Source organism: Kitasatospora sp. NPDC048715 (assembly GCF_043198905.1).
Lineage (GTDB): Bacteria > Actinomycetota > Actinomycetes > Streptomycetales > Streptomycetaceae > Kitasatospora > Kitasatospora lactacystinica.
Genome location: NZ_JBICVH010000026.1, coordinates 90,757 through 114,335 on the forward strand (window position 1 = coordinate 90,757; position 23,579 = coordinate 114,335).

The 23,579-nt window shown below is 69.6% G+C and carries 18 protein-coding genes and 1 tRNA gene; 10 read left to right on the forward strand and 9 right to left on the reverse strand.

The window, feature by feature from the left end; genetic code table 11:
- Positions 1–53 precede the first annotated feature (53 nt).
- Positions 54–2,390: a DUF262 domain-containing protein gene (locus ACGFSC_RS38360; RefSeq protein ID WP_359899256.1), complete on the forward strand. Its 2,337-nt coding sequence runs from the start codon at positions 54–56 to the stop codon at positions 2,388–2,390.
- Between the two features lie 183 nt (positions 2,391–2,573).
- On the opposite strand, the gene argS is transcribed toward ACGFSC_RS38360, so the two are convergent.
- On the reverse strand, positions 2,574–4,334 hold the full coding sequence (gene argS, locus ACGFSC_RS38365) for an arginine--tRNA ligase (RefSeq protein ID WP_359899254.1): 1,761 nt from the start codon (positions 4,332–4,334) through the stop codon (positions 2,574–2,576).
- Positions 4,335–4,734: 400 nt separating this feature from the next.
- Between argS and ACGFSC_RS38370 the strand changes: the two genes are divergently transcribed.
- From ACGFSC_RS38370 to ACGFSC_RS38405, 8 genes are read left to right on the forward strand one after another with little or no spacing between them, the layout of a single operon-like run.
- Positions 4,735–6,474, forward strand: coding sequence for a hypothetical protein (locus ACGFSC_RS38370; protein ID WP_359899252.1), 1,740 nt, complete (start codon positions 4,735–4,737; stop codon positions 6,472–6,474).
- 46 nt (positions 6,475–6,520) lie between these two features.
- Positions 6,521–8,533, forward strand: a complete 2,013-nt coding sequence (locus ACGFSC_RS38375) for an SPASM domain-containing protein (protein WP_359899250.1) — start codon at positions 6,521–6,523, stop codon at positions 8,531–8,533.
- 11 nt (positions 8,534–8,544) lie between these two features.
- On the forward strand, positions 8,545–9,744 hold the full coding sequence (locus ACGFSC_RS38380) for a glycosyltransferase (protein WP_359899248.1): 1,200 nt from the start codon (positions 8,545–8,547) through the stop codon (positions 9,742–9,744).
- Positions 9,744–10,787, forward strand: coding sequence for a radical SAM protein (locus ACGFSC_RS38385; RefSeq protein WP_359899246.1), 1,044 nt, complete (start codon positions 9,744–9,746; stop codon positions 10,785–10,787). The genes ACGFSC_RS38380 and ACGFSC_RS38385 overlap by 1 nt, the downstream gene beginning before the upstream one ends.
- Entirely contained in the window at positions 10,780–12,432 is a 1,653-nt protein-coding gene (locus ACGFSC_RS38390) for a pyridoxal-dependent decarboxylase (RefSeq protein WP_359899244.1), read from the forward strand. Before ACGFSC_RS38385 ends, ACGFSC_RS38390 begins: the two co-directional genes overlap by 8 nt.
- 5 nt (positions 12,433–12,437) lie before the next feature.
- Complete coding sequence (locus ACGFSC_RS38395) at positions 12,438–13,235, forward strand: hypothetical protein (RefSeq protein WP_359899242.1); 798 nt, start codon at positions 12,438–12,440, stop codon at positions 13,233–13,235.
- Positions 13,228–13,962, forward strand: coding sequence for a sulfotransferase (locus tag ACGFSC_RS38400; protein ID WP_359899240.1), 735 nt, complete (start codon positions 13,228–13,230; stop codon positions 13,960–13,962). Before ACGFSC_RS38395 ends, ACGFSC_RS38400 begins: the two co-directional genes overlap by 8 nt.
- The gene (locus ACGFSC_RS38405) at positions 13,959–14,492 is read left to right on the forward strand and encodes an adenylyl-sulfate kinase (RefSeq protein ID WP_359899238.1); all 534 of its coding nucleotides are present in this window, start codon (positions 13,959–13,961) and stop codon (positions 14,490–14,492) included. Before ACGFSC_RS38400 ends, ACGFSC_RS38405 begins: the two co-directional genes overlap by 4 nt.
- A gap of 35 nt (positions 14,493–14,527) precedes the next feature.
- On the opposite strand, the gene ACGFSC_RS38410 is transcribed toward ACGFSC_RS38405, so the two are convergent.
- The gene (locus ACGFSC_RS38410; protein WP_359899237.1) at positions 14,528–14,887 is read right to left on the reverse strand and encodes a hypothetical protein; all 360 of its coding nucleotides are present in this window, start codon (positions 14,885–14,887) and stop codon (positions 14,528–14,530) included.
- Positions 14,888–15,239: 352 nt separating this feature from the next.
- Positions 15,240–16,094, reverse strand: coding sequence for a methyltransferase domain-containing protein (locus ACGFSC_RS38415; RefSeq protein WP_359899235.1), 855 nt, complete (start codon positions 16,092–16,094; stop codon positions 15,240–15,242).
- 351 nt (positions 16,095–16,445) lie between these two features.
- Here ACGFSC_RS38415 and ACGFSC_RS38420 point away from each other — a divergent pair, with 351 nt between their 5' ends.
- A complete protein-coding gene (locus tag ACGFSC_RS38420) occupies positions 16,446–17,696 on the forward strand; it encodes a site-specific integrase (protein ID WP_359899233.1) in 1,251 nt (416 codons plus the stop codon).
- A 64-nt stretch (positions 17,697–17,760) separates the two neighbouring features.
- Here ACGFSC_RS38420 and ACGFSC_RS38425 read toward each other — a convergent pair.
- From ACGFSC_RS38425 to ACGFSC_RS38450, 6 genes are all read right to left on the reverse strand, one after another.
- Positions 17,761–17,834: transfer RNA gene (locus tag ACGFSC_RS38425), tRNA-Pro, on the reverse strand.
- Positions 17,835–17,967: 133 nt separating this feature from the next.
- The gene (locus tag ACGFSC_RS38430) at positions 17,968–19,398 is read right to left on the reverse strand and encodes an MFS transporter (RefSeq protein ID WP_359899231.1); all 1,431 of its coding nucleotides are present in this window, start codon (positions 19,396–19,398) and stop codon (positions 17,968–17,970) included.
- A 161-nt stretch (positions 19,399–19,559) separates the two neighbouring features.
- Complete coding sequence (locus ACGFSC_RS38435; protein WP_359899229.1) at positions 19,560–20,351, reverse strand: DUF1684 domain-containing protein; 792 nt, start codon at positions 20,349–20,351, stop codon at positions 19,560–19,562.
- A gap of 194 nt (positions 20,352–20,545) precedes the next feature.
- Positions 20,546–21,415, reverse strand: coding sequence for an acyl-CoA thioesterase II (locus ACGFSC_RS38440; RefSeq protein ID WP_359899227.1), 870 nt, complete (start codon positions 21,413–21,415; stop codon positions 20,546–20,548).
- A 140-nt stretch (positions 21,416–21,555) separates the two neighbouring features.
- The gene (locus ACGFSC_RS38445; RefSeq protein WP_392864906.1) at positions 21,556–22,245 is read right to left on the reverse strand and encodes an alpha-ketoglutarate-dependent dioxygenase AlkB family protein; all 690 of its coding nucleotides are present in this window, start codon (positions 22,243–22,245) and stop codon (positions 21,556–21,558) included.
- A 326-nt stretch (positions 22,246–22,571) separates the two neighbouring features.
- Positions 22,572–23,387: a transglycosylase family protein gene (locus ACGFSC_RS38450; RefSeq protein WP_359899223.1), complete on the reverse strand. Its 816-nt coding sequence runs from the start codon at positions 23,385–23,387 to the stop codon at positions 22,572–22,574.
- Positions 23,388–23,579 lie beyond the last annotated feature (192 nt).

Sequence of the window (23,579 nt, forward strand, 5' to 3'; positions counted from 1 at the left end):
AAGGCCGCGATCACCGCGCGAAGAGAGCCTGAATTGGCAAACGGACCCGCGAAATGCACGGGAGCTTCATTTTGGAAACCCGAGAAATCTTTGACGCCGCGCCCTATACAGTGGCACAGTACCTCAGCGAAACCGGACAGGGGCTCTATATTCCGCCGTACCAGCGCGCGTACAGCTGGGAGTCCAACAAGGTCAAGCGTCTCATCGCTGATGTCGCCCACGGCGTCGAGCAGATCACCAAGTTTCCGGAGTCGATCTGCTTCATCGGCTCTGTAATCGCGCTGCGCGACCTCCAGTACAGCACGGTGGACCCGATCCACCGGCCGATGGTGCCCGCGAAGGTCATGAGCATCATCGACGGCCAGCAGCGAATGACCACTCTTCTCCTGCTGACCACTGTCCTGCACGAAGAAATCAGCCTTCGCGCGAATCGGCTCCCCAAGAACGGAGGCGAGGCCCGGGACTGGTGTTTCAACCAGGCAGTCGATGTGACAGTCCGTCTCACCGACACCTTCGAGGAGGATATGCGCTACGGCGAGGGCAGCTTCCGTTTCTACCCCCGCATGATCCGCTCGTTCCACGACGTGTGGTCCCGCAATAAGGGCGAAGCGCAGTACGAATCCCCGATCGGGTACTACCTGCACCAGTACGGGAAGTTCCGCCGCGACGAGCCGATCTCCCAGGACTACAAGCACGTCCCCTTCGTCGAGGGCGAGGCCGAGGACGCCAACGCCCAGGCTCACAAGCACCTCGAGATCACGCGCGCCTTCATCCGCCGCACGCTGCGCCAGGCCGTCTCGCTGTCGCGGCAGGCTCGGGAGGACGAGGCCGAGCTCCCCTCCGCTCAGGCCATGGTGGACTCTAACGTCCTTCAGGAGGCCCTGTTCAACAGCCCCTTCCCCGACTACGTGATCGACGCGGCACGGGAAGACGACCGCCTGGGGGCTCTTCTCCGGCTGATCGTCTTCGCCAACTACCTGCTCAACCGCGTGACCGTGGCGGTCGTGACGTCCAAGCACGAGGACTACGGCTTCGACATGTTCGAAGCGCTGAACACCACTGGGCAGCCGCTCACCGCGATCGAAACCTTCAAGCCCAAGGCCATCAAGAACGAGCCGCTCAAGGAGTGGCACGACTCGGAGTCGTACAACCACTTCGACACCATCGAGAAGTATCTCGATGCACAGGGTGCGTCATCCGCTGACAAGCGGCAGACCGCAACGGACAACATCCTCATCCCGTTCGCGCTGCTCAACGACGGAACCCGACTCAGCAAGCGCCTCAGCGAGCAGCGTCACTACCTGCGCACCGCGTTCGACAAGGAGGCCGGACAGTCCGAGCGGCGGGTCTTCCTGCAGGCTCTGGCCCAGGTCACCAAGTTCGTCTCCGGCCCGTGGGCTCAGCCGGACAAGTTGCCGGAATGCACGGATGCCGCGCTGCGAAAGCAGGCTGCATTGTGTGCCCAGGTGCTTAGCGAGGCCAAGCACGAGATCGTGATCGCGCCTCTCACCCGGTACTACTCTTCGCACCGGCTGGCGCAGGACAACATCGACGAGCGCGCCCGTCAGTTCCTGACCGCCGTCCGAGCTTGCGGTGCCTTCTACGGTCTCTGGCGAGGTGCTTTCGGCAGCACCAACGGAATCGACAACAAGTACCGCAAGCTCATGGGCCTCCCGGCATCCAACGAAGGTGCGCCGCGATTCATGCGGTTCGGCCGGCAGCTCACCGAGGTTCCCCCTATCGAGGAGATGTTGGCCTACTTCCGCCAACAGCTCCAGGAGGAGGGGCTCGGCGAGAAGGACCGATGGATGGCACGCGCGGCCGAGACCCCTGTCTACTCGAGCTCGCGGCAGCTCACCAAGCTCCTGCTTCTCGCAGCCTCCAACGACTCGACTCCCGACAGGGAGCGGCCCGGCCTGGTCACGATCGGCAGGCAAGGAGTCCTGAGCACCCTCAATCTGGAGCGCTGGCATGACGAGGCGTTCTCCACGATCGAGCATGTGGCCCCGAAGGGGCCCGGTGCGAGCGGGTGGGAGGGAAGGCTCTATGACGAGTCGAGCACCGTCCACGTGCTCGGAAACCTGACGCTGCTTCCCAGGGTCGAGAACTCCTCCGCCCATCAGCGCTCGTGGCCGATCAAGCGGCTGATGTTCCGGGCCCTCTCCGCAACGACCGTCGAGGAGGCCGAGAAGACGCTCGCCCAGGCAGCCCACGAAGGCATCAAAATCGGCGAAGGGGCGGAGGCCATCATCCGCCGAGCGCGCTATCTTCCTCTGGTCGCAGCCCTTGCGGAGCGCGAGGAGGACTGGACCGTGGAGTTCGTGCGCGAGCGCTCCCAGCGGCTGTGCGGCATGGCTTGGGACTCGCTCGCCCCGTGGATCGGGCTCTGAGCCGGGGACACTGCTGTGGGCTGCCGATAGCCCTCACCCGGGGCCGATGGGCACCGCAGTCACCTGCCCTTGGGATTCCGGGACTTCCCGAATCCCAAGGGCTGCGGGGTAGCCGGACCGCAGGCGCGAGCGCACCTTCGGGATGGGCAGCTGATACCTGCCCTCCCCAAGGCTCGTCCAGAGCTAAAGGCGTTCGGGCGTTCCGATACCGAGGAGGTCCATGCCCTGGCGGAGGGTCTGGCCGGTGAGCTGGCACAGCAGCAACCGGGTCTCCATGACCTCACGGCTCGGGGCCTTCAGGACCGGGCAGTGCTCGTAGAACGTGGTGTACGCCGCCGCGAGGCTGTGCAGGTAGGCGCAGAGGCGGTGGGGCTCGAAGGTTTCGGCGACGAGGTCGATGGTGGCGCCGAACTCGTCGAGGAGGAGTCCGAGAGCGCGTTCGGCCGGCTCCAAGGCGAGGTCCTGGTGTGCGACCGTGGTGACGCCGTCGGGAGCCTTGCGCAGGATGGACTGGATGCGGGCGTAGGCGTACTGGAGGTAGGTGCCAGTGTCGCCGTTGAGGGAGACCATGCGGTCGGCGTCGAAGATGTAGTCGCGGGTGCGGGAGGTCGAAAGGTCGGCGTACTTCACCGCGCCGATGCCGACCTGCTTGGCCCGGTCTTCGAGTTCCTCCGTGGCGAGCTGGGGGCTCTTCTCGGCGACGACGGTGCGGGCCCGGTCGACGGCTTCGTCGAGGAGGTCCATGAGGCGGACGGTCTCGCCGGAGCGGGTCTTGAAGGGCTTGCCGTCCTTGCCGAGGACGGTGCCGAAGCCGAGGTGCAGGGCGCGGACGTCGTCAGGGAGCCAGCCGGCCCGGCGGGCGGTCTCGAAGACCATCTGGAAGTGCAGGGCCTGGCGGCTGTCGACGACGTAGAGGAGCTGGTTGGCGCCGAGCATGCCGACGCGGTCGCGAATGGCGGCGAGGTCGGTGGTGGCGTAGCCGTAGCCGCCGTCGCTCTTCTGAACGATGAGCGGGGTCGGTTCGCCGTTGGGGCCCTTGATGTCGTCGAAGAAGACGCACAGGGCTCCGTCTGAGCGGACGGCGACGCCGGAGGCTTCAAGGTCGGCACACACGTCGGCGAGCATCGGGTTGTAGTAGCTCTCGCCGACTGCGTCGGCGTCTTCGAGGAGAACGCCGAGGCGGGCGTAGACGGCTTCGAAGTAGACCTTCGACTCATCGACCATGCCCTGCCAGGACGCAACGGTCTCGGCGTGGCCGGCCTGCAGCTCGACGACGCGCCGGCGGGCCCGGTCAGCGAAGTCGGCGTCGCTGTCGAACTTGGCGCGCGATGCCTTGTACAGGCGGTTGAGCCGGGACATCGACGGACCGGAGTCGTCCGGCTCGGTGCCTTCTTCGAGCTCGGTCGGGTGCTCGATGAGGTACTGGATGAGCATGCCGAACTGGGTACCCCAGTCCCCGAGGTGGTTGCGCCGGATGACCTTCTCTCCGCTGAACTCGAGGGCGCGCACGAGCGCGTCCCCGATGATCGTGGAGCGCAGGTGGCCGACGTGCATCTCCTTGGCGATGTTCGGCTGGCTGTAGTCGATCACCGTGACGCCGGCCTCGGCGTTGCTGCCGACACCGAGTCGGGCATCGGCTGCGCGGGCGGCCAGGCGCTCGAGGATGGCGGCGTCGGTGACGGTGACGTTGATGAAGCCGGGCCCGGAGACCTCCAGGCTCGCGATCACCCGGTCAGAGCCGAGGTTCTCGAGCACGCGCGCGGCCACCTCGCGAGGGTTGATCCGCAGCGGCTTGGCCAGGCTCATGATGCCGTTGGCCTGGAAGTCGGCGCGGTCACTTCGTCGCAGCTGGGGGTCGCTGTCCGCGGCGTCGGGGAACGCAGTGGAGATCGCCTGTGCGAAGCGCTCGCGCAGCGCGTCGGCGATGGAGAGGACCGTAGGCATAGATCGAAGGACCACTTCTGTGAGAGGGCAGATCCGCGGACGGGCCGCGGGAGTCGCACAGCGCCGCTCCGTCGAGCGGTCGGCGCCGTCTGCCGAGTATCCCATGCCCCGCACAGCCAACGGCCCGATTATGGTCGCTGCGGAGCGAAGCCTGCACGCTCAATGCCCTTGACGGTAGATCATCCTGAGTGATCATCAGAACCCACGATGGGGCCCTCGACCTCCGGGGAGGCGCGCGTTCCGCATCCCCTTCAGTCGAATCCGTAAATTCGATCGAACACAACGTGACGGAGCGGCTACGGTGGCAAGCCTGCTGTGCGGCACTCGGGAGGGGAGTGAGGTGAGCAGGCTGTCTGGGGGTGCAGGTGGTTCGCCGGGCGTCGCTGCGTCGATCCGAGCAGTGTTCGCCGGTGACGGCGAGGGGCATGCCCTCGACGATCCGGGGCTCGTTGACGTCACTGGTGCGGTGCGGCGGCTGCGCCACGAAGGGCGGGACCTTGTGGCCAAGCTCCGGTCACGGGCGGCGGCGCACGCGGAGCGCGCCCTCGCTGCGGAGGCGGCGCGTCGTCTGGGTGCCCTCACGGTGGACGGGTTCGGGCGAATCGAGGTGTGCGTTCCCGACCTGGTTCCACTGGACGACCGTACGGCGGCGCTGGTGTCGCCCTACCTCGGGATCCCGCTCTCCGCCTCAACGGACGGCCTGGCCGGCTTGTCGGAGGAGGAGATCGAGGATCTCCTCCTGACGGTGCTGGGGCGGGGCATGGAGGCGTCCGGGTGCATTCCGCGGAACATGTTCCGGCAGAGCGGCCGGACGGTCCTGATCGACTGGGAGGACGCGCTGCTCGTCCCGGCGGGCACCGCCGCCCCCGGCGCGCTGACCGTGATGAAATGGGACATCGCGTGGTCCGACCTGGCCAGCCGTGATCTCGGTCTCAGAAGGCGTATCACAACGGGGAGCAGCGAAGAGCCGACGCTGGACGGTTTCGAGTCCATACTCGCCGCCTGGCTGCCAGCCGGATTGGCTGCGCGGGAGGTGCGTCGCCGCGGCATCGAGTTGACGCTCTCGAGCGAACTGCCCGCCGCAGGGCCGAAGTCCGCGAGTGCAGCCCGCCTGGGGCATCTTGCCGAGGACGTCCTGCCACCCGGTCTCGGTGTCTTCCACACCGTGCTGACCTCACGGCTGCGAGCAGACCAGGGCGAGGACGCCTACGCGGACCTCCTTCACCAGCTGGATGCCCTCACCGAAAGCACCCGTACCGCCGGCGGCCGTCGCCCGGAACGGTTACGCCGACCATGGGTTCTCGCCCTATTCTCCACGGCCGAGCACCGGTGGGTCGCCGGCCTCCGATCAATCGAGCAGCTGGCCTTTCGCCTGGAGGACCTGCGGGGCGTCAACGGGTGGGACGCGGCGCGTGAGCGCGCCGAGGTCGCCGAGGAAGTCACCGCCCGCATTGCCCGAACTGCTCAAACCTCCCTGGGGCTGGAGGGGTTGGAGCTCATCTTGCGCGGCTCGTGCGCGCAGGGAGTCCTCGGACGCGGCAGCGACGTCGACTTCGAGCTGAGCTCACCCGACCACCCGAACGGGCACCGGGCGCTTGAGGATCTCGTGATCGAGGCGCTCGCCTGTCTCGGTCTCGCCGCCGAGGGCTCCGCCGCCCGGCCGACCGAGCGGGATGTCGTCAGCGCGGACGGGATGTTGAGCCGCGATCTCCACGAGTGGTTCGAGCTGCGCCGGCCTGGCATGGACCATCACTCCCCCGGCTGGGTCGCCACCGCCATCGCCGCCCCGTCCACCGCCGCCATCAGCCGACCAAGCGAGTACGAGCAGCGGGGCCGCGAACTCACCGCCAAGTACCTGTGGTTCGAGTCCCGGGCGATGCTGGCCCGGCTCGTGTTCACGCGTGCCGCAGCTGCGCCGCCTCCGGTGAAGCTGGTAGACCAGCTGTCGCTCCTGCACGAGCTCGTTCCGGGTGACGAGGCCGCCGAGGTGAAAGCCCTGGTGCGCCGAACCTTCGCTCTGCGGGAGGCGGCCGATCCCGCTCCGCTGGTCACCGACCTGGACGCGGAGGTGGAGCAGCTGGCCGGCCAGCTGGACGTGCTGCGTCGCCGCCTCGGTCTTCCTGGCCCGCGAAACCTGTAATCCCGTTCCGCCCCGATCCGCGCCATCTCAACCCGAGAGGTCAACCGTGATCAGCGACGCGATTCCACTGTCCACCAGCGATGCTTCGCACGTCTCCTTCGCGGACGGCTACACCTTCCATGTCCGCGGCGGGCAAATCACCGCCCCGGGTCAGCCGTGTCCGTGCGGCGGCCTGGAGCCCGTCCACCAGATCACCTCGTACCGTGAGGCGTACCCGCAGGCCCAGCTGTCGCTGACCGACGTCTGCAACATGGGCTGCACGTACTGCTCGTTCCGGGACCGGGTGCACGCCGACGGCAAGCCCGTCACCATCCCGCTGGAGACCGTGGTGCAGGGCCTTCGCACCCACCGCGAACGGCTTTTCGAGGAGAACGCCCGGTACAGCCGGATCGACTTCGGCCTCGCCGGCGAGACCATGCTCGTGCGCCACATGCACGACACAGTCCAGGAACTGGTCGCCGAGAACCTCGCCGACTCCTCCGTCGCGGTGGTGTGGGCCGGGCCCATGGTCACCAACGCGACGCTGTCGATGACGGCCGAGCTCGCCGAGCAGCTCGGCCCGCCCCAGGACATCAGCCTGGACGGGCCCAGGGACGTCCACGACCGGGTGCGCTTCTACACCAGCGGTCGCGGCGGCACGTACGACCACGTACGCTCCGTGCTCGACCAGGTGCTGGCCCGCCACCCCGACATGGGGGTCTCGGCCGTCCTCACCGCGTACTGCACCGACTTCGTGGCAATCTTCCGCCACCTCTTCGAGGACGTCGGCGCCCGCAACATCTACATGAAGCCGGTCAACGCCACCCACGACAAGGACTACGCGCTCAACACCGAGACCCTGCCGGCCTTCCGCCAGGGCTACGCCGACCTCGTCGAGCACATCCTCGCCCAGCCCCCGGAGGGCATCCTCGCCCGGCTTCTCGCCCTGAACTCCGAGGACTTCTTCATGCGGTTCTTCTATCGGGTGAAGGACCGCGCGGCGCAGGTCTACCGGTGCGGGGCTGGCAAGAGCGGGACCTACCTGGACACCAACGGCAACCTCTACCCGTGCGCGCACTTCATCGGCAAGTCCGGCTGGCACATCGGCCATGCCTCCACCGGTGTCGAGGACGCCGAGCGCCGCAAGTACCTCGACCTGGTCGTCGACCAGCGGGACGAGTGCTCCTCCTGCCCATCGCGGTACGTGTGCGGCGGCGGCTGCTACTACCAGGCGGTCCTCGCGAACGGTGACATCACCAAGCCTGACGGCGTGAAGTGCGATCTGATCCGGTTCCTGACTGACCTGTCGATCAGCCTCGTCGTCGCCCTGCGCGAGCGGCACCCGGGGGTGCTGGACGCCCTGCCCTCCCCGTACGGTCTCACCGCCGAGGCGCTCGCGTCCTCCCCTGAAGCCGCCTACTGGCCGGCGGCCCGCCTCGATGCCGCTGCCGACGGCCGGCAGGCATCCGTCCCGCTCGCCGGTCCGGGCCGGGTGCGAGGCGGACTGGTCAACCCTGCGGGACTCGCCGTCACGCTCGCCCGAGGTGCTGAAGGGATCACGGTGCGGCTGGAGTTGGGCGATTCGCCCGACGCCGTACAAGTTGTCCGCGTCCGCCTGCAGCCGTTGGGCGAGGGCGTGTTCACCTTGCATGATCTCGCTGCCGGGCAGTGGCCCGATGAGCGGTACCTGCGGTGCACCCGCGACGGCGCCTGGTGGCTCGCGGCGCCCTCCGCCCGGTTCCGCCGTGTTCCGCATCCCGATCCCGTCTGGGAGAACGCCCGCGATGTCCGCCTCTCTTGGGAGGCCGATCACCTGGAGCTGGTGGTGCCGCTTCCCGAACCGGTCGGTTCCGGCGAGGGGCTTGGTGTGAACGTGTTCGCGGACGTCACGGACGGCGGCTGGACCGCTTTGACGCTGCACGAGCCGTTCGCGGTCCTGGATGCCGGCGCGGTGGGTTCGCTTCGTCTGTCCGGCCCGGAAGCACCCGGGCGGCCGACCTCGGCGGGAGTCAACGGCCGCATGCCCGTTGAGCTGACCCCGCTTGGTCGCTGGGTCGGGCTCCAGGGCAACACCTGCTGACGGGAGGCGAGATGCGCATTCTTCTGGTCACCCACCGGTTCGCTGGCGAGAAGGCTGGCGGGACGGAGATCCTGGCCGACGACCTCGCCCAGGCCTTGATGGCGCGAGGCTTGGACGTCGCGTGGCTGGCAGCCGGCGACCCGCCGTCGCCGCAGCGACGCACCGCGGCCGAGTACATCAGCGTGCCCGCGGTCTTCGCACACGACTACCCGGTCGGTTGGCGCGCCCAAGAGGCCCAGCAGGCAGCACTCATCGAGCAGTTGCTCGCCTCGCGACCTGCCGTCGACCTCGTCCACGTCCTACACTTCAGCCGCATCGGCCTGGCGTTCCTCGACACCGCTCCGCTGCGGAACGTACCGGTCGTCGCGACGCTCACGGACTACACCGCCGTCTGTCCCGACCACCAGCTTCTCGTGCGCTCCACCGGTGCGCAGTGCACCAGCACTGCCCCGTCCAGCGCCTGCACGAGCTGCCTCGACGTACCGATGAAGGCGGCTGACGAGGTGCAGCTGTGGCGGGCCCGCAATGTCGCGTGGCTGAACGGGCGGGTGCGGGCGCTGTGGACGCAGACCCCGCACCAGGCTGTGGAGCTCGCGAAGGCCGGCTTCGCGGTGGACAAGATGGTCCGGGACCAAGCTTGCTACGGGCTGCCCGGCAGCTGGCAGTCGCCGGCCGAGAGCAGTGGCGGCGGCGAGTACCTGCTGTTCCTGGGCCGGTGCTCACCCGAGAAGGGCCTCCACGTCCTGCTCGACGCCCTCGCGCACAGCCCGACCACGCTTCCTGTGCTGGTCGCAACGGTGCCGGACGACGCCGCGTACGAGGAGCGGATGCGCCTGGTCGCCGCAGCCGATCGGCGGGTGCGCTGGCTTCCTCCGCTCTCCCGCTCCGACGTAGGACCGGTGCTGGCCGGTGCCCGGGCGTTGCTGGTGCCCTCGCAGTGGTGGGAGAACCATCCGATCGTGGCGCACGAGGCCCGGGCCCTGGGCGTGCCGGTGTGGTCCTCGGCGGTGCCGTCCATGCGCCACCTCGCGGACAACGAAGGCGTCCACCTCGTCGAGCAGTACGCCGACCCGGCTTCGTGGAGGCAGGCGATCGATGCCGCGGCCGGACACCAGGAGCCGCGGGTGCCGTCGTTCGGCCGCCGGACGTCGGCGTTCGAGGAATTCGTCGAGGAGATGGTCTCCGTCTACCGGAAGGAGGCGACCAGGTGATGCCCGAGCAGATGCCTCCGATCGTGGTGCCGGAGCGCTTTCGGAAGTTCCTCGTCACCGACGACTTCGACCGCTACGGGCTCGAACCGGGCCGGCCGACGCCAACTCCCCAGTACCTGCAGGTGGAACTCACCGACCTGTGCAACCTCTCCTGCGCCGGATGTGTGCGGGCGGTGCACGACAGCAGCGGCGGGCACCTGCCGCTGGACGCCTTCCTCACCCTGCTCGAGCAGCTTCCGGGTCTCGGGCACGTCTCCTTCGTCGGCGCCGGTGAGGCGCTGATCGTCCGCGACTTCGCCTCCTTCGTCCAGGCGTGCACTGACCGGTCCGTATTCACCTCGACGAACACCAACGGCCTGCTCGTGCGCCGTCGTCTCCAGCCGGTCCTCGACGCCGGACTGGGCCTGCTCGCCATCAGCGTCGACGGCGCAGACGATGCCACGCTCGGGCGGATGCGCTCCGGCCTTCGCCGATCCCAGCTGTCCACCGCGCTGCGCGAGGCTGCGGAGATGACGCGACACCGCGACACCGCGCTGTCGGCCGCGGTGACGCTCTCCACCGCCAACATCTACCAGTTCCCGGCGATCGTCGACTTCGTCGCGGACCACGGCGTCACGCGGATCAGTGTGGAGAGCCTGCACCACTGGGGCGAGGACAAGACCCTCAACGCCGAGTCCCTGTTCGCCGCAGCTCTCTCGCAGGTCGTGCCGCACCTGGAAGCCGGCCTCGCCCGCGCCGACGAACTGGGCCTGCAACTGTCGATCTTCGACTACTCCCGGCTGGCCTCCCCGTCTGCCGCGAAGGCCGTGTGCCCGTGGCCCTGGGACGCCAGCTACATCACCAAGGACGGCGACGTCACGCCGTGCTGCATCCACATGGAGTCCTCTCCCGGAAACGTGCTCGGCAACATCCACCACGCGCCGATGGCCGAGATCTGGACCTCGAAGCCGTACGGGGCTCTGCGGGACTCCTTCCTCTTCCGGAGCCCTACCTGGTCCTCGTGCGAAGACTGCGTGTACCGAATGGAGTTCGGACGTGTCTGACACCCATCCGCCCGCCCTCCTGGGCAACCGCCCGGCCAAGGACAGCCAGCGACTGCTGCACCGGGCGGTCGACCTCGGCCTCGACTTCGCCTCCGGAGCCTTGCGCGACGGCCTGGTCCTGCAGCACGCGACGGTCAGCGAGCTCATCGACCGCTTCGCCAGCCCGCTGCCCCAGGGCGGCGAGAACGACGAGCAGTTCCTTGAGGCCCTGACCCAGATCGCCAGGTGGTCGATCTCCCAGGCAGACCCGCGCTATCTCGCGTTCCCCGACACCGGCGACAGCATCGCCGCCCTCGCGGCCGACATCGTCGCTTCCTTCCTCAACCAGAACCTGATCGCCTACGACCGCAGCGCTCCCGCCGCCAGCGTGATCGAGGCCCAGCTGATCACCTGGCTCCGGGAACTCGTCGGCTACCCGGTCACGCCTCTGGCCGACTACCAGGGACTCGGGTCGCTCGGCGGAATGTGGACCTCCGGCGGCAACATGAGCAACCACATCGCCATCGCCGCGGCCCTCGCCCACACCTACCCCAAGATCCGCACCACCGGCCTGCGCGCACTCCCCGAGCAGCCGGTGATCCTGCTGGCCGGCGGAGTCGAGCACTTCTCCTACCTCGCCGCCGCCCAGGCCCTCGGCCTCGGCACCGACGGACTCCTGTGGGCGGACGCCACCCCGGACTTCACCAGCGACCCCGCCTCCGTCGCCCGCCTGCTGGCCTCGCCGCCTCCCGGGAAACGGATCTTCATGGTCGTCGGCGTCGCGGGCAACTGCCGCACCACCGGCATCGACGACCTGCAGGCCCTCGCCGAGCTCAGCGATCAGCACAACACCTGGTTCCACGTGGACGCCTGCCACGGAGGCAGCCTGCTGTTCTCCGAGAAGCTCAAGGTCCAGCTCGCCGGCATCGAGAACGCCGACTCCATCGCCCTCGACCCGCACAAGGGACTGTTCGTCAGCTACCCCTCCAGCTACGTTCTCTTCCGAGACCCCGCCGCGCTCGGCCGCTTCGCCCGCTACCCGGACCGCGCAGACGACCCCGGCTGTCTCGACCTCGGACTGATCACCCCGTTCTACGGCTCCCGCGGCTTCGAATCACTCAAGCTCTGGGCGCTGATGAAGCACCAAGGTGTCGACGGCATCGGCCGACTCGTCGAAGACCGTCAGGCCACCTTCCAGAAGATGGTCGACCTGCTCGATCGCACCGGCTGCTTCCGGATGCTCGGCACCTCCGACTTCTACCGATGCGCCTTCGTCTTCCTCCCCACCCCGGCCGCCGAAGCCCTCGACCAGAGCGCCCTGCCGGCCGCGCACCACGCCGCGGTGCGCGACCTCATCTCCCGCTACACCGCCGCCTTCGCTGACCGCCTGTACCGCGCCGGCACGGTCGTCTTCGACCTGTTCGCACTGCAGGACCTCGCCAACCGTGTCGGCCTCGGCACGAGAGCCAAGTACCAGGTCATGGGGATGTGCGTGGGCCACCCACACATCCCTGACCAGGTCGAGCGCGGAATCGAGCGGGACATCACCAAAGCTGCCCATGAGCTCACGGACCGCATGCTGGAAGACCTCCGCGCCTTGCTCACGTCCGCGCACCCGGCAAGCAGCGCCCCGGGGCCGGACGTGACCGGACCGGCGGGATGGTGACCACCGTGACCTATCCACCCGCGTTCACGATCGCCTACCTCGTCCACAGCGACGTCGAACTCCTGCGCCGCACCATCCCCACCACCCTGGACGCCCTGACCCGCGGCACCCGCCACCCGTACGACCTGGTGCTCGTCGTGGACGGTGCCGAGAGCGCACCAACTGCGGAGATCGCCGAACTCGCCCACAGCACCTGGGGGTTCGACGAGGTACGGCTACGCTGGCGCACCCGCCACCGGGCCTCCGGCGACCAGGCGAACAACATCCACACCCACTTCGTCAGCGACAAGAGCCGCTTCCTGATCACCATCGAAGGAGACGTCGTCGCCTTCCGCGACCCGAGCACCACCGATGTCCTCGCCGAGATCGCCGAAACGTTCGACCAGTGCCCGCAGCTCGCACTCGCCCAGCGCATCGACGACCACGACTGCTGGCAATGGAAGCTCGAAGAGGTCGGCCCGCCGCTGAGCAACCGAGCCCGCTCAGTCAACCGCGTCTCCTCTCACTTCCTGATCTACGACACCCACCGGGCCCGCCCCGTCATGACCGCAGCCGGCGGCATCCCCGGCGATCGGTTCCACGACGACGGCCAGCGCTGGATGAACTACGAGGACTGGCTCTCCCGCACCTTCGCCCAGCCCTCCGGACCCGGCATCGGCTACCTGCACCGCCTCCCGCTCCGGGTCTTCCACTGCGACGAGAAGACCGCCCCCGGTTCCGCCCACTACCGCCGTAACATCGCCACCCGCCTGCGTGTCTTCGCAGAACGCGAGCACGCCGTGAAGGAGGAACTCGGTGCCTGACCACCGTCTTATCCCCTCGCCCGTGTTCCTCCTCTCCCCAATCCGCTCCGGATCGACCCTGCTGCGCTGCCTGCTCGGCTCCCACCCGGACGTCCACGCCCCGCACGAACTCCACCTCGCCGGCTACACCGTGGCCGTCGACGACGAATTCACCGACCTGTCCATGCGCACCCTCGGACTCGCCCGCACCGACCTCGAGCACCTGCTCTGGGACCGCCTGCTGCACCGCCAGCTCACCGAGGCCGACAAGAGCGTGCTCGTCGAGAAGTCCCCGGGCAACGTGTTCATCTGGCAACGCCTCGCCGCCTGCTGGCCCCAGGCCCGCTACATCGTCCTGCGCCGGCACCCGGTCGCCATCGCCGACTCCATCCGCCGCGCCGGCGACGCCAACGACCTCGCGGAAGCGGCCGTCACCGTCGATAAGTTCGCCACCGCCCTCGACGAAGCCGCAGCCAACCTTCCGGGCGCCGTCCACGTCACCTACGAGCAGCTCACCGCCGACCCGGAAACCACCTGCAAGGCCCTGTGCGAGCGCATCGGCATCCCCTGGGATCCGAGCATGCTCGACTACGGCCGCCACGACCACGGCCCGTTCATCTACGGCATCGGTGACTGGTCACCCCAGATCGCCTCCGGCCGCATCCAAGCCGCTACCCCACCGCCGCCGAGGGACGACATCCCGCCGCTGCTCAACTCCTGGTGCCAGAAGTGGGGCTACGCCCCGTGAACCAGCCGCGATCGTCAACCGTCTTCTGGCTCCTCGGGCTGCCGGCCTCCGGCAAGACCACTCTCGCCCGGCACCTCCTCGACTACCTCCGCACAGAGCACGGCGCCGACTGCAGGCTCTACGACGCGGACATCGAACGTGCCGCCGGTGTCCTGCGAGATCTCGGCTGGTCACCCTCCGACCGCATTGCCACGATCCGTGCCCTCGCACACGCTGCCAGCCAGCAACAGGTCGGCATCGTCACCCTGGTGACCTCCACCGAGGCGGAGCGGCAGCTCGCCGCAGACCTCCTCGGAGAACATCTCCACCTCATCCACGTCCACGCACCCGAACCAGTGCGCCACGCCCGGGACGTTGTCCGCACCGTCCGCGCCTACCGGACCAACCCGGCACCGGACGCGCCGGAGCTGTCCTGGTCCGATCCCGAACAGCCGTCGCTGGCGCTGGACACCACGGCCCCGCTCAGCACCACCGTGAACGCCCTGTGCGCCTTCGCCGCCACCGCCCTCAGCAACGACGCCGGGCCGTAGGCTGTCCCGGCTCGAGTCGTGCCGGAGCTCACCTTCTACTTCTGCACGCGCCACTTCCGGTAGATGCGGACGGTGTCGGTGCCCGCGCCCAGACGACCGAGAGCCGGCTCGCAGTGAATGGCGCTCTCTTCGAGTGCGAGCTGAAGCTCCATGGCGTGTCCCTTGCTCAGGCGAGTCCGGGCCACCGTCATCAGCTCAGCCCAGGGATCGGCACCGGCTTCGGGCATGCTTCTCTCGACGGAGCTGGAAGCAGTCCAGTCTTCCGCCAGTCTCGTGAAGCCCGCCGCCCGCCAGGTATTCGTCAAATGTCGGCGGGTCATGAGTACGGAATCGTTCTCGGCGAGGCGCCCACGGAGCACCTCCACCACGTGATCAACCCGGGCGTCGACAGACATGGCTCTCCACATGAAGAATTTCCTCTGCACTGTGCCGCAATTACACGACACAGCCTGCAAGCCCGTCAACCGACTCGATGCAAAGCGCGAGCCAGACCGCATTCGAGCAGGTGGGAGCCTTCCCCACTGGCAGACCAATGCCCGATTTAACTTCAGCGACGAAGATTGCAATACGTTTCCACAATTGGAGGGGCGGTTCTTTCCTCGCCGGAAATTCGGGAAGGATTTAATTCGGACGTACGGCGACGATCGATCACGCCCCTGCTCCACTGCCGCCCTGTCGCGGGGCGATGAGAGATCTCACCCCGCCCACGCGCCCCACCATCACTGCGGGGCGCCCGGCACAGTAGCTTCATGCCGCGGCCGAGCCGTCGGGTACCCAGCTCCCGCGCTCCGGCGACATACCCGTCCCAGCCCGGTGCCGACCAGCACTGTCGCCATGGCGCGCCCTGGGGCGCTCCGCAAGAGCGATGAACGCCAGCTCGGAGAAGAAGAAAGCGCCCAAGCGATCCGCCTCTCCCACTGCGGCGTACCACTCTTCAATCTCCTCGGGGCTGACGGAACCGCGGCCGTGCCTGGCCGCGGACAACAGTGCCTTCCGAATCTGGCCGAGCCGGTCCTTCGCGTGCCCTGTGAACGCGGTCGACCACACCAGCAGCGGCTCTACATGGAGAAGGCTTAGCGGACTGCCGGCCACAAGCAGGCCGAGCTTGCGGCCAATCCGGCCGTCCGCGTGGTCCATCCAGCTCTGCGCGTCGTCCGCGAACGCGTGGCAGACCCGCCGGTCGAGATCGGCGTCCGCGCCAGCAATGACCATGGAGTCGAAGTCGACGTGCGCGATGACCGCCCGACCGCCTGGCCGCAGGACTCGTGCGACCTCCGCGAGCATCCCCTGCGGGTCCGGCAAGCACTCGATGGTGTTGTACGACAGGACGACGTCCACACTGCCGTCTGCGCATGGCAGGGGGTCGCGGAGATCGGCAACGATCGTCGCCGTCGCCCCGGCGTGGTCCTTCAGGACAGCGTCCGCCTGGCGCAGGAACTCTGGGGACCGGTCGAGTCCAATGAGAGCAGCTTCCGGTGCTATTCGGCTGACCGCGCACAGAGTCGGTCCCGCGCCGCACCCGAGGTCGACAACCTGGTCGCCGGGCTGCGGGCGCGCCAGTTCCACAATGCGCGCATGGATGGGTTCGGCACGGTCCGACACGGCACATCCCTCTTCCGCGGTTCCGCGCCAGAGCCCGAGGTGGCGGCACCAATAGTTCAGGTTTGCACTATATGGCACATTCTGAGGTGAATCATCCCGAGAGGAAGTTGCCGAACCGCACTTCTCCTCGCCCCTTGCGGAAGCCAAGGGAAAGCCCCTGATCAGAGCGCTGGGGGCGGCCCGGTGGTCGCGTGGTGGTCGCGGGTTGCCGCCGGGAGACTGGATATCGGGCAAGCTCCGTTTCCGGAGGCGATCAGCATGCACTCTCCAACCGACCGCGGTCGCGTCTACCGTCGCTGTGGCTGCCGTGACGTGCAGCGCCGACAGCTCGGCACCAGGTGCCCCGCGCTTGTGGCAGACCAGCACCATGGGACCTGGGCCTTCGCGGTCGACGTGCCGTCCATCGACGGCCGTCGCCATACCGTCCGCCGCGCGGGTTTCCCGGACGAGGTCGAGGCCCGCATCGCACTGCACCGCTTCAACCTGGGCCTCGACACCGGCGTCGTTGCCGATCCCCGGCAGACCTGTGGCCAGTACCTGACCGAGTGGCTCGCGCAGAAGGAGCAGGTCCTCAAGCCCACCACGATGGCTGGCTACAGCGCCTACGTCGACAAGGACCTCATCCCCGCGATCGGCGACATCCCCCTGGACGACCTCGAACGCCAGCATCTTCGCGCCTTCGTCACCACCCAGCTCAGCCGCGGCCGGGGCAAGGTCACCGTCCACCGGATCATGTCCACCCTCTCCAGCGCCCTCAGCGACGCGGTCAGCGGCGAACGCCTGCATCGCAACCCGGCCAAGCCCACCCTCATTGCCAGGCCCGCCGCAAAAGAGCGCCACCTGTGGACCGAGGAGGAAGCCGCCCGCTTCCTGCGCTTCACCCACGCCACCGACCCGCTGTTCGCCGACCTCGCCGAGCTGATGATCGGGACCGGCATGCGCAAGGGCGAAGCGCTCGCCCTGCGCTGGGACGACGTCCACCTACCCGAGCGCACCCTGTTCGTCCGGGCCACCCTCTCCGTGATCAACAACACCCGGCTCCTGCTGACCACCCCCAAGACCAAGGGCAGCCGCACCTGGGTTGCCCTGTCCGACCGCGTCGTCGACGCCCTCGACGAGCGGGCGGGCTCACGCGCGTTCGGCCAGGGCGCGTCCGCCGGCGGGTACGTCTTCCACCGCCACGGACGCCCCCTGCACCCCAAGCACGTCCTCGACCGCTTCCACCTGCTCTGCGACTGGTCCGGCGTCCCGCGCATCGCCGTTCACGACCTGCGCCACCTCGCCGCGAGCTTCGCGATGGCCGCCGGCACCCCGCTGCCGGTCGTCTCGAAGACGATGCGTCACCGCACGCTGTCGACCACCGCGAACATTTACGCCCAACTGCCCCGCGCCGCCGTCCGTGCGGCCGTCGACGCCATCGCCTGGACGCTCGACGGAGCCGACCGGGCCGTCCTCGGCCGCCCGGCCTGCCGCGCCCGCCGACCCGTGCACCAGAGTCCGCGCCCGCACCGCAGACTGGCTCCCCATCAGGCCCCAGCCGCGAGCACCACATCCACCCCGTGGCCGAAGTGGCCCGGCGACCACCATGCGACCACCAGCTGACCAAACGCCAGAAAGGCCGCTCCCGCCAGAAGCGGAAACGGCCTACGACCTGCGGTTATGCAAGTCGGGACGACAGGATTTGAACCTGCGACCCCTTGACCCCCAGTCAAGTGCGCTACCAAGCTGCGCCACGTCCCGTGGTCTCGGCGCCTGCAGCGGGGCCTGGGGGGCTCTGCTGTGGGCTTCTCGACCTTGCCTCCGGTTGTCCCGGCGACGTGGAAAACAATACAGCACGTCGGGGGGTGCTCGCTGCCAGGTTTGGGTGGGTGGGTCAGGGGGTGGGGTGGCGGGCGTCGTAGGTGAGGAAGGCGGGGCGGCGGGCGGCGAGGAGGAGGACGGCGGCGACGCAGGCGAGGCCACCGGTGATCACGGAGGTGGCGGGGTTGGTGAGGGCGGCGACGGTGCCGGACTCGAAGTCGCCGAGGCGGGGGCCGCCGGCCACGACCACGATGAAGATGCCCTGGAGGCGGCCGCGCATCTCGTCCGGGGCCGCGACCTGCATCATCGTGTTGCGGAAGATCATGCTGACGGTGTCGGCGCAGCCGGCGACCGCGAGCAGCAGGAGGCCGAGCCAGAGGTTGTGGAGGGCGCCGAAGGCCGCGATGGCCAGGCCCCAGGCGACGACGGCGGCGAGGATGGCGGCGCCCTGGCGGTGCACGCGGCCGACCCAGCCGGAGAAGAGCGCGCCGATCAGGGCGCCGACGGCCGGGGCGGAGACCAGCAGGCCGACGGTGCCGGCGTCGCCGCCGTAGAAGGTGACCGCGATGGCCGGGAAGAGGGCGCGCGGCATGCCGAAGACCATGGCGGCCAGGTCGGCGAGGAAGCTGGTTCGCAGGTTGGGCTGGTCGCGCAGGAAGCGGAGGCCGTCGAGGACGGAGGCGCGGCCCTTGCGTTCGCCGAGCGGCCGCATGGCGGGCAGGCGCCACATCGCGTAGAGGGTGCCGGTGAAGGCGACGGTGTCGATCAGGTAGGCGGCCTGGGCGCCGTAGGTGCCGATGAGGACGCCGCCGAGCATCGGGCCGACGGTGAGGCCGAGGTTCATGCTGACGGTGTTCAGGGCGTTCGCCGCCGGGAGTTGGTGGCTGGGCACCAGGCGGGGGATCATCGCGGACCGGGCGGGCGAGCTGATCGCGAAGAACCCGGCCTGGGCGGCGACGGCGGCGTACAGGACGGCGACCAGCCCGAGGCCGGCCAGTGCCTGCGCGGCCAGGGCGGCGGAGACGACGGCCAGACCGGCCGAGCCGATCAGGCCCAGCCTGCGCCGGTCGACGGTGTCGGCGATCGCGCCGCCGTAGAGGCCGAAGGCGACCAGCGGGACGAGGGAGAAGATGCCGACCAGGCCGGTCGCGAAGGCGGAGCCGGTCAGTTCGTAGACCTGGACGGAGACGGCGACGGCCGTCATCTGCTGGCCTATGGAGGAGATGGCCTGCCCGGCCCAGACCCGGCGGTAGTCGGGGTGGTCGCGCAGCGGGCTGAGGTCGGCGAACGCCCGCCGGTACCAGGGTGAGCCGGCCGCCGGTCCCGGCCCGGGTCCGCCTCCCGGCCCGGGATCGGGTTCTGACTCGGCGGCGGAGTGCGAGGAGGTGGAGGGGGCCGGGGAGGGCGTGGACGCCGAGGGGGCCGAGCCGTGCGAGGTGGACGGGGCGGGCGACGAGGACCGCGACGACGACGGGGACGACGTGGAATGTTGATTGTTCGACATAGTCCCCCATGCTCCGCTCCGCCCCCGGACGGTCTCCCACCGGGGCCCGTGCCAGGGCCCGCCCGAGCCAGGGCCCGCCCGAGCCGGAAGACGCCCGGGCCGAGCCGCGGCCCGGACCCGCCCGAGCCGAACCGCAGCCCGGCCTCGCCCCGTCCGGGCCGCTACCGGCTCAGCACCTGCCTCTCCCCCGCCTCCACCGCGAAGTCCAGCCGGTTGCCCGGCGGCGGGAAGGGGCAGATGAAGTGGTCCGAGAAGGCGCACGGCGGCAGGTAGGCCCGGTTGAGGTCGAGGACGGTGCGGCCCTCGGCGTCGGGCGCCGGCAGGGTGATGAAGCGGAAGCGGTAGGTGTCGATGCCGCTGGTCGCGTCGGCGATCACGCCGCTGAGCCACCCGCCCGACCCGCTGACGGTCAGGGTGCGGTGCTCGCCCGCCACGGTGAAGGCGATCTGCCCGGAGACGGCCAGCGGGCGTTCCCGGCCGTCGGCGTTCGGGACGACGACCGACCGCGCGTCGTCGTCCTCGAACGGGGTGAAGACGGCGGGCACGGCCCACTCGGGCGCGTACGGGTAGGCGGAGATGCCGGCGAACGCGACCCGGCGGGGTGCGGCCGGGTCGAAGACCCGCAGGGCCAGCTCGCCCTCGCGCTCGATCGGGACGAGCAGCAGGGTGCCCAGGGTGGCGGTGTCGGCGGCCGGGTCGCTGTCCGGGCGGAGCAGCACCTCGCCGTCCACGGGTGCGCCGGCGCCGTCGACCGTGATGCCGTCGGAGGCCGCGGCCCGGACCCGCACGCCCTCGGCGTCGGCCCACCAGTGCCCGGGCAGGCCGGGGACCTCGGCCGGCTCGGGCTCCAGCCAGTGCGTGCCGGTGAGCGCGAGCTGGCCGTGCTCCGCGCTCACCGACGCCGCCCGGCCGTCGCTCCAGTGCTTCCAGTCCTCCGCGGCTGTCGCCGTCATCGGTCCACCCTCCCGGTCGGTTCGCGGACGGCCCGCCGTTCGGGCCGCCCCTCTCGGTCATCCACAACACCGTCCGCTCGGACGGATCATTCCCGTCGGCCCGGAACCGCCGGAACCGCAACACGGCGGCAACGCGCCGACACGCGGCACAACACGGGGCACGGAACCGGCCGCACGCATCGCCTACCGGTCACCTACCCGTCGCGGCGCTTCAGCGGACGGAACAGTCCCTCCTGCATCACGGACACCACCAGCCGGCCGTGCCGGTCGAAGATCTGTCCGCGTGCGAGGCCGCGCGCGCCGTGCGCGATCGGGGACTCCTGCTGGTACAGCAGCCAGTCGTCCGTCCGGAACGGCTGGTGGAACCACATCGCGTGGTCGAGCGAGGCCATGTCGAAGTTCCGCTCGCCCCACAGCGGCTCGACCGGGGCGCGGACGGCGTCCAGCAGCGTCATGTCGCTGGCGTAGGTGAGGGCGCAGACGTGGATCAGCGGGTCGTCCGGCAGTCGGCCGTTGGTGCGCAGCCAGACGCCGCTGCGCGCCTCGACGCCCTCCAGTTCCTCCTCGGTCCAGCGCAGCCGGTCGACGTAGCGGATGTCGAAGGGCTGGCGGCGGCTGATGAACGGGGGCAGCTCGCCGAGCCGGGAGCCGACCTCGTCCAGGGCGCTGGGCAGGTCCTCGGGGGCGGCGACGGCCGGCATCGGGTACTGGTGCTCGATGCCGCCCTCCTCGGGTCTGTGGAAGTCGGCGGTGAGCGCGAAGATCGACCGGCCGCCCTGGATGCCGAGCACCCGGCGGGTGGTGAAGGAGCGGCCGTCGCGGATCCGGTCGACCTGGTAGACGATCGGCACGCCGGGGACCCCGGGGCGCAGGAAGTAGGCGTGCAGCGAGTGGACCGGGCGCGCGTCGTCCACCGTGCGCCCTGCCGCGACCAGTGCCTGCCCGGCGACCTGGCCGCCGAACGTCCGTTGCAGCGCCTCCTCGGGACTGCGGCCACGAAAGATGTTGAGTTCGATCTGCTCAAGGTCGAGCAGATCGACCAGGTCGTCGACGGGGGTACCCATGCGCACGCTTCCTCTCCGGACTCCGAATGCATTCTCCAGCTCACTCGAATTCTCCGGCGACCCGGGTCATTCCCGCGCAGCAGTCCGGAACCCCCGGTTCACTCGAACGAGTAGACGAGCGACGGCCCCGTCTCCCGGGGCTACTCCCCCAGGCCCGACTCCCGGACCGTGATGTTGAGCCGCCCGACCAGCCCCAGCGCCGGATCGGCCGTCCCCGGCAGCGTCCGCACCACCCCGTGGTACGCGAACCGGGCCGGACCGCCGAACACCAGCAGGTCCCCGCTGCGCAGTTCCAGGTCGGTCCACGGACGGGTCCTGGTCTCGGCGTTCCCGAGCCGGAAGACGCAGCCGTCGCCCAGCGAGAACGAGACCACCGGCGCGTCCGCCCGCTCGTCGCGGTCCTGGTGGAGCCCCATCTTCGCGCCCTGCGCGTAGTGGTTGACGATCGCGATGTCCGGCTCGTACGACGCCGCGCCCGCGATCTCCCCCAGTGCGGCCCCGTACGCCTCGGCGACGGCCCTGCGGGCCAACTCCCCGAGCAGCGGCGGGAACGGCTTGACGGGCGCACCGTCCTCGGCGACCCGCCGGTACCCGTACGGGTACCAGTGCAGGCCGAGGCTCACCATCCGGACGGACATCATCCCGCCGGTGGGCATCCGCACGGCGTGCAGGCCGGCCGGCGGGCGGGCCCACTCCCGGCAGGCGGCGACCAGGCGTTGCTGAGCGCCGGGGTCCAGCCAGCCGGGCAGCAGGACGGCGCCGGGGGCCGGTTCGGAGCGCTCGCGCCCGCCCGGGCACCCACCCGGGTCGCCGAACAGCTCACCCTGGATCACCCCACCATCCTCCCGCACCGCACCGGCCCACGAACGCCGACGGCCGCTCCCCCGGTCGGCGGGAAGAACCCGCGCGACGGAGAAGCGGCCGTGGAAGCCGTGCACATGAACACATCGGAACGTCGGTACATCCGTACATCGGTACGTCAGCACGTCCCTACGTCCTGATGTCCGTACGTCGGCACGTGGGCACGTCCGCACGTCGGCACATCGGTTCGTCAGCACCTCGACAGGTCGGCGCATCGCCACCCGGTCGGGCACCGGCGCCGTGAACCCGGCAGCCGATGCCGGCTGCGCACGGGACCTCAGCGCTCGGTGAGACCTCAGATGCTGAGGGTCTGGCCCGGGAAGATCAGGTTCGGGTTGCCACCGATGACCTTGGCGTTGTTCTGGTACAGGTCGTGCCAGTCCAGGCCCTGCGCGGCGGCGATGGAGCTCAGGGTGTCACCGGCCTTGACGGTGTAGTCGCCCTTGGCGGCCGGCTTGGCGTCGTTCGAACGGTTCCAGGACTTGGCGCCCTGGTCGGCCTTCGGCGCGGACTTCTGGGCGTCGGCCTTCGACGCATCGGCCTTCGGGGCGGCAGCCTTCGGCGCGACGGCGTCGGTCTTCGGCGCGGCCTGGGCCTTGGGGGCGGCCTTCGGGGCCTCGGCCGGCTTGGCGGCGGCCTTCGGGGTCTGCGCCGGCTTGGCGGCGGTCGAGCCGGAGGTGGAGCCCGCCGAGGTGTCGACGGCGGCCGGGGCGCCGCCCTTGGTCAGACCGGCCTTGACGGAGCAGACGGGCCAGGCGCCCGGGCCCTGCGAGGCGAGGACCTTCTCGGCGACGGCGATCTGCTGCGCCTTGGTGGCCTGGTTGGCCTGCGGGGCGTAGGCGGTGCCACCGAAGGCGGCCCAGGTGCTGGAGGTGAACTGCAGACCGCCGTAGAAACCGTTGCCGGTGTTGATGGCCCAGTTGCCGCCGCTCTCGCACTGGGCGACGGCGTCCCAGGTGGAGACGGAGGCGGCGGAGGCCGAGGTGGCCGTGACGAGGCCGGCCACCGGCAGGGCCGCGACAGCGGCGCCCGCCACGACCGCCATCCGAACGCGGTTGCGCTTGGTGACGGTGGAGGTGGTGGCAGCGGCGGTCTCGTTACGGAAGGTCATGGGGTTCCTCTCGACAGCCCCGGGCGGACATGCGGAACCAGGCCCTGGAAGGGGCCTCGTTCGCTTGCCGCGTCCGTCGGACGGCCGTGCACGTGTCGGACGTGCCGCTGCCGCCCCGGCCACCCAGCCGCTCGCCGACGACCTGTTCGAGCGATCGCGTCGGCGGGCACCTGCCGCACCCGGCGGACCGGG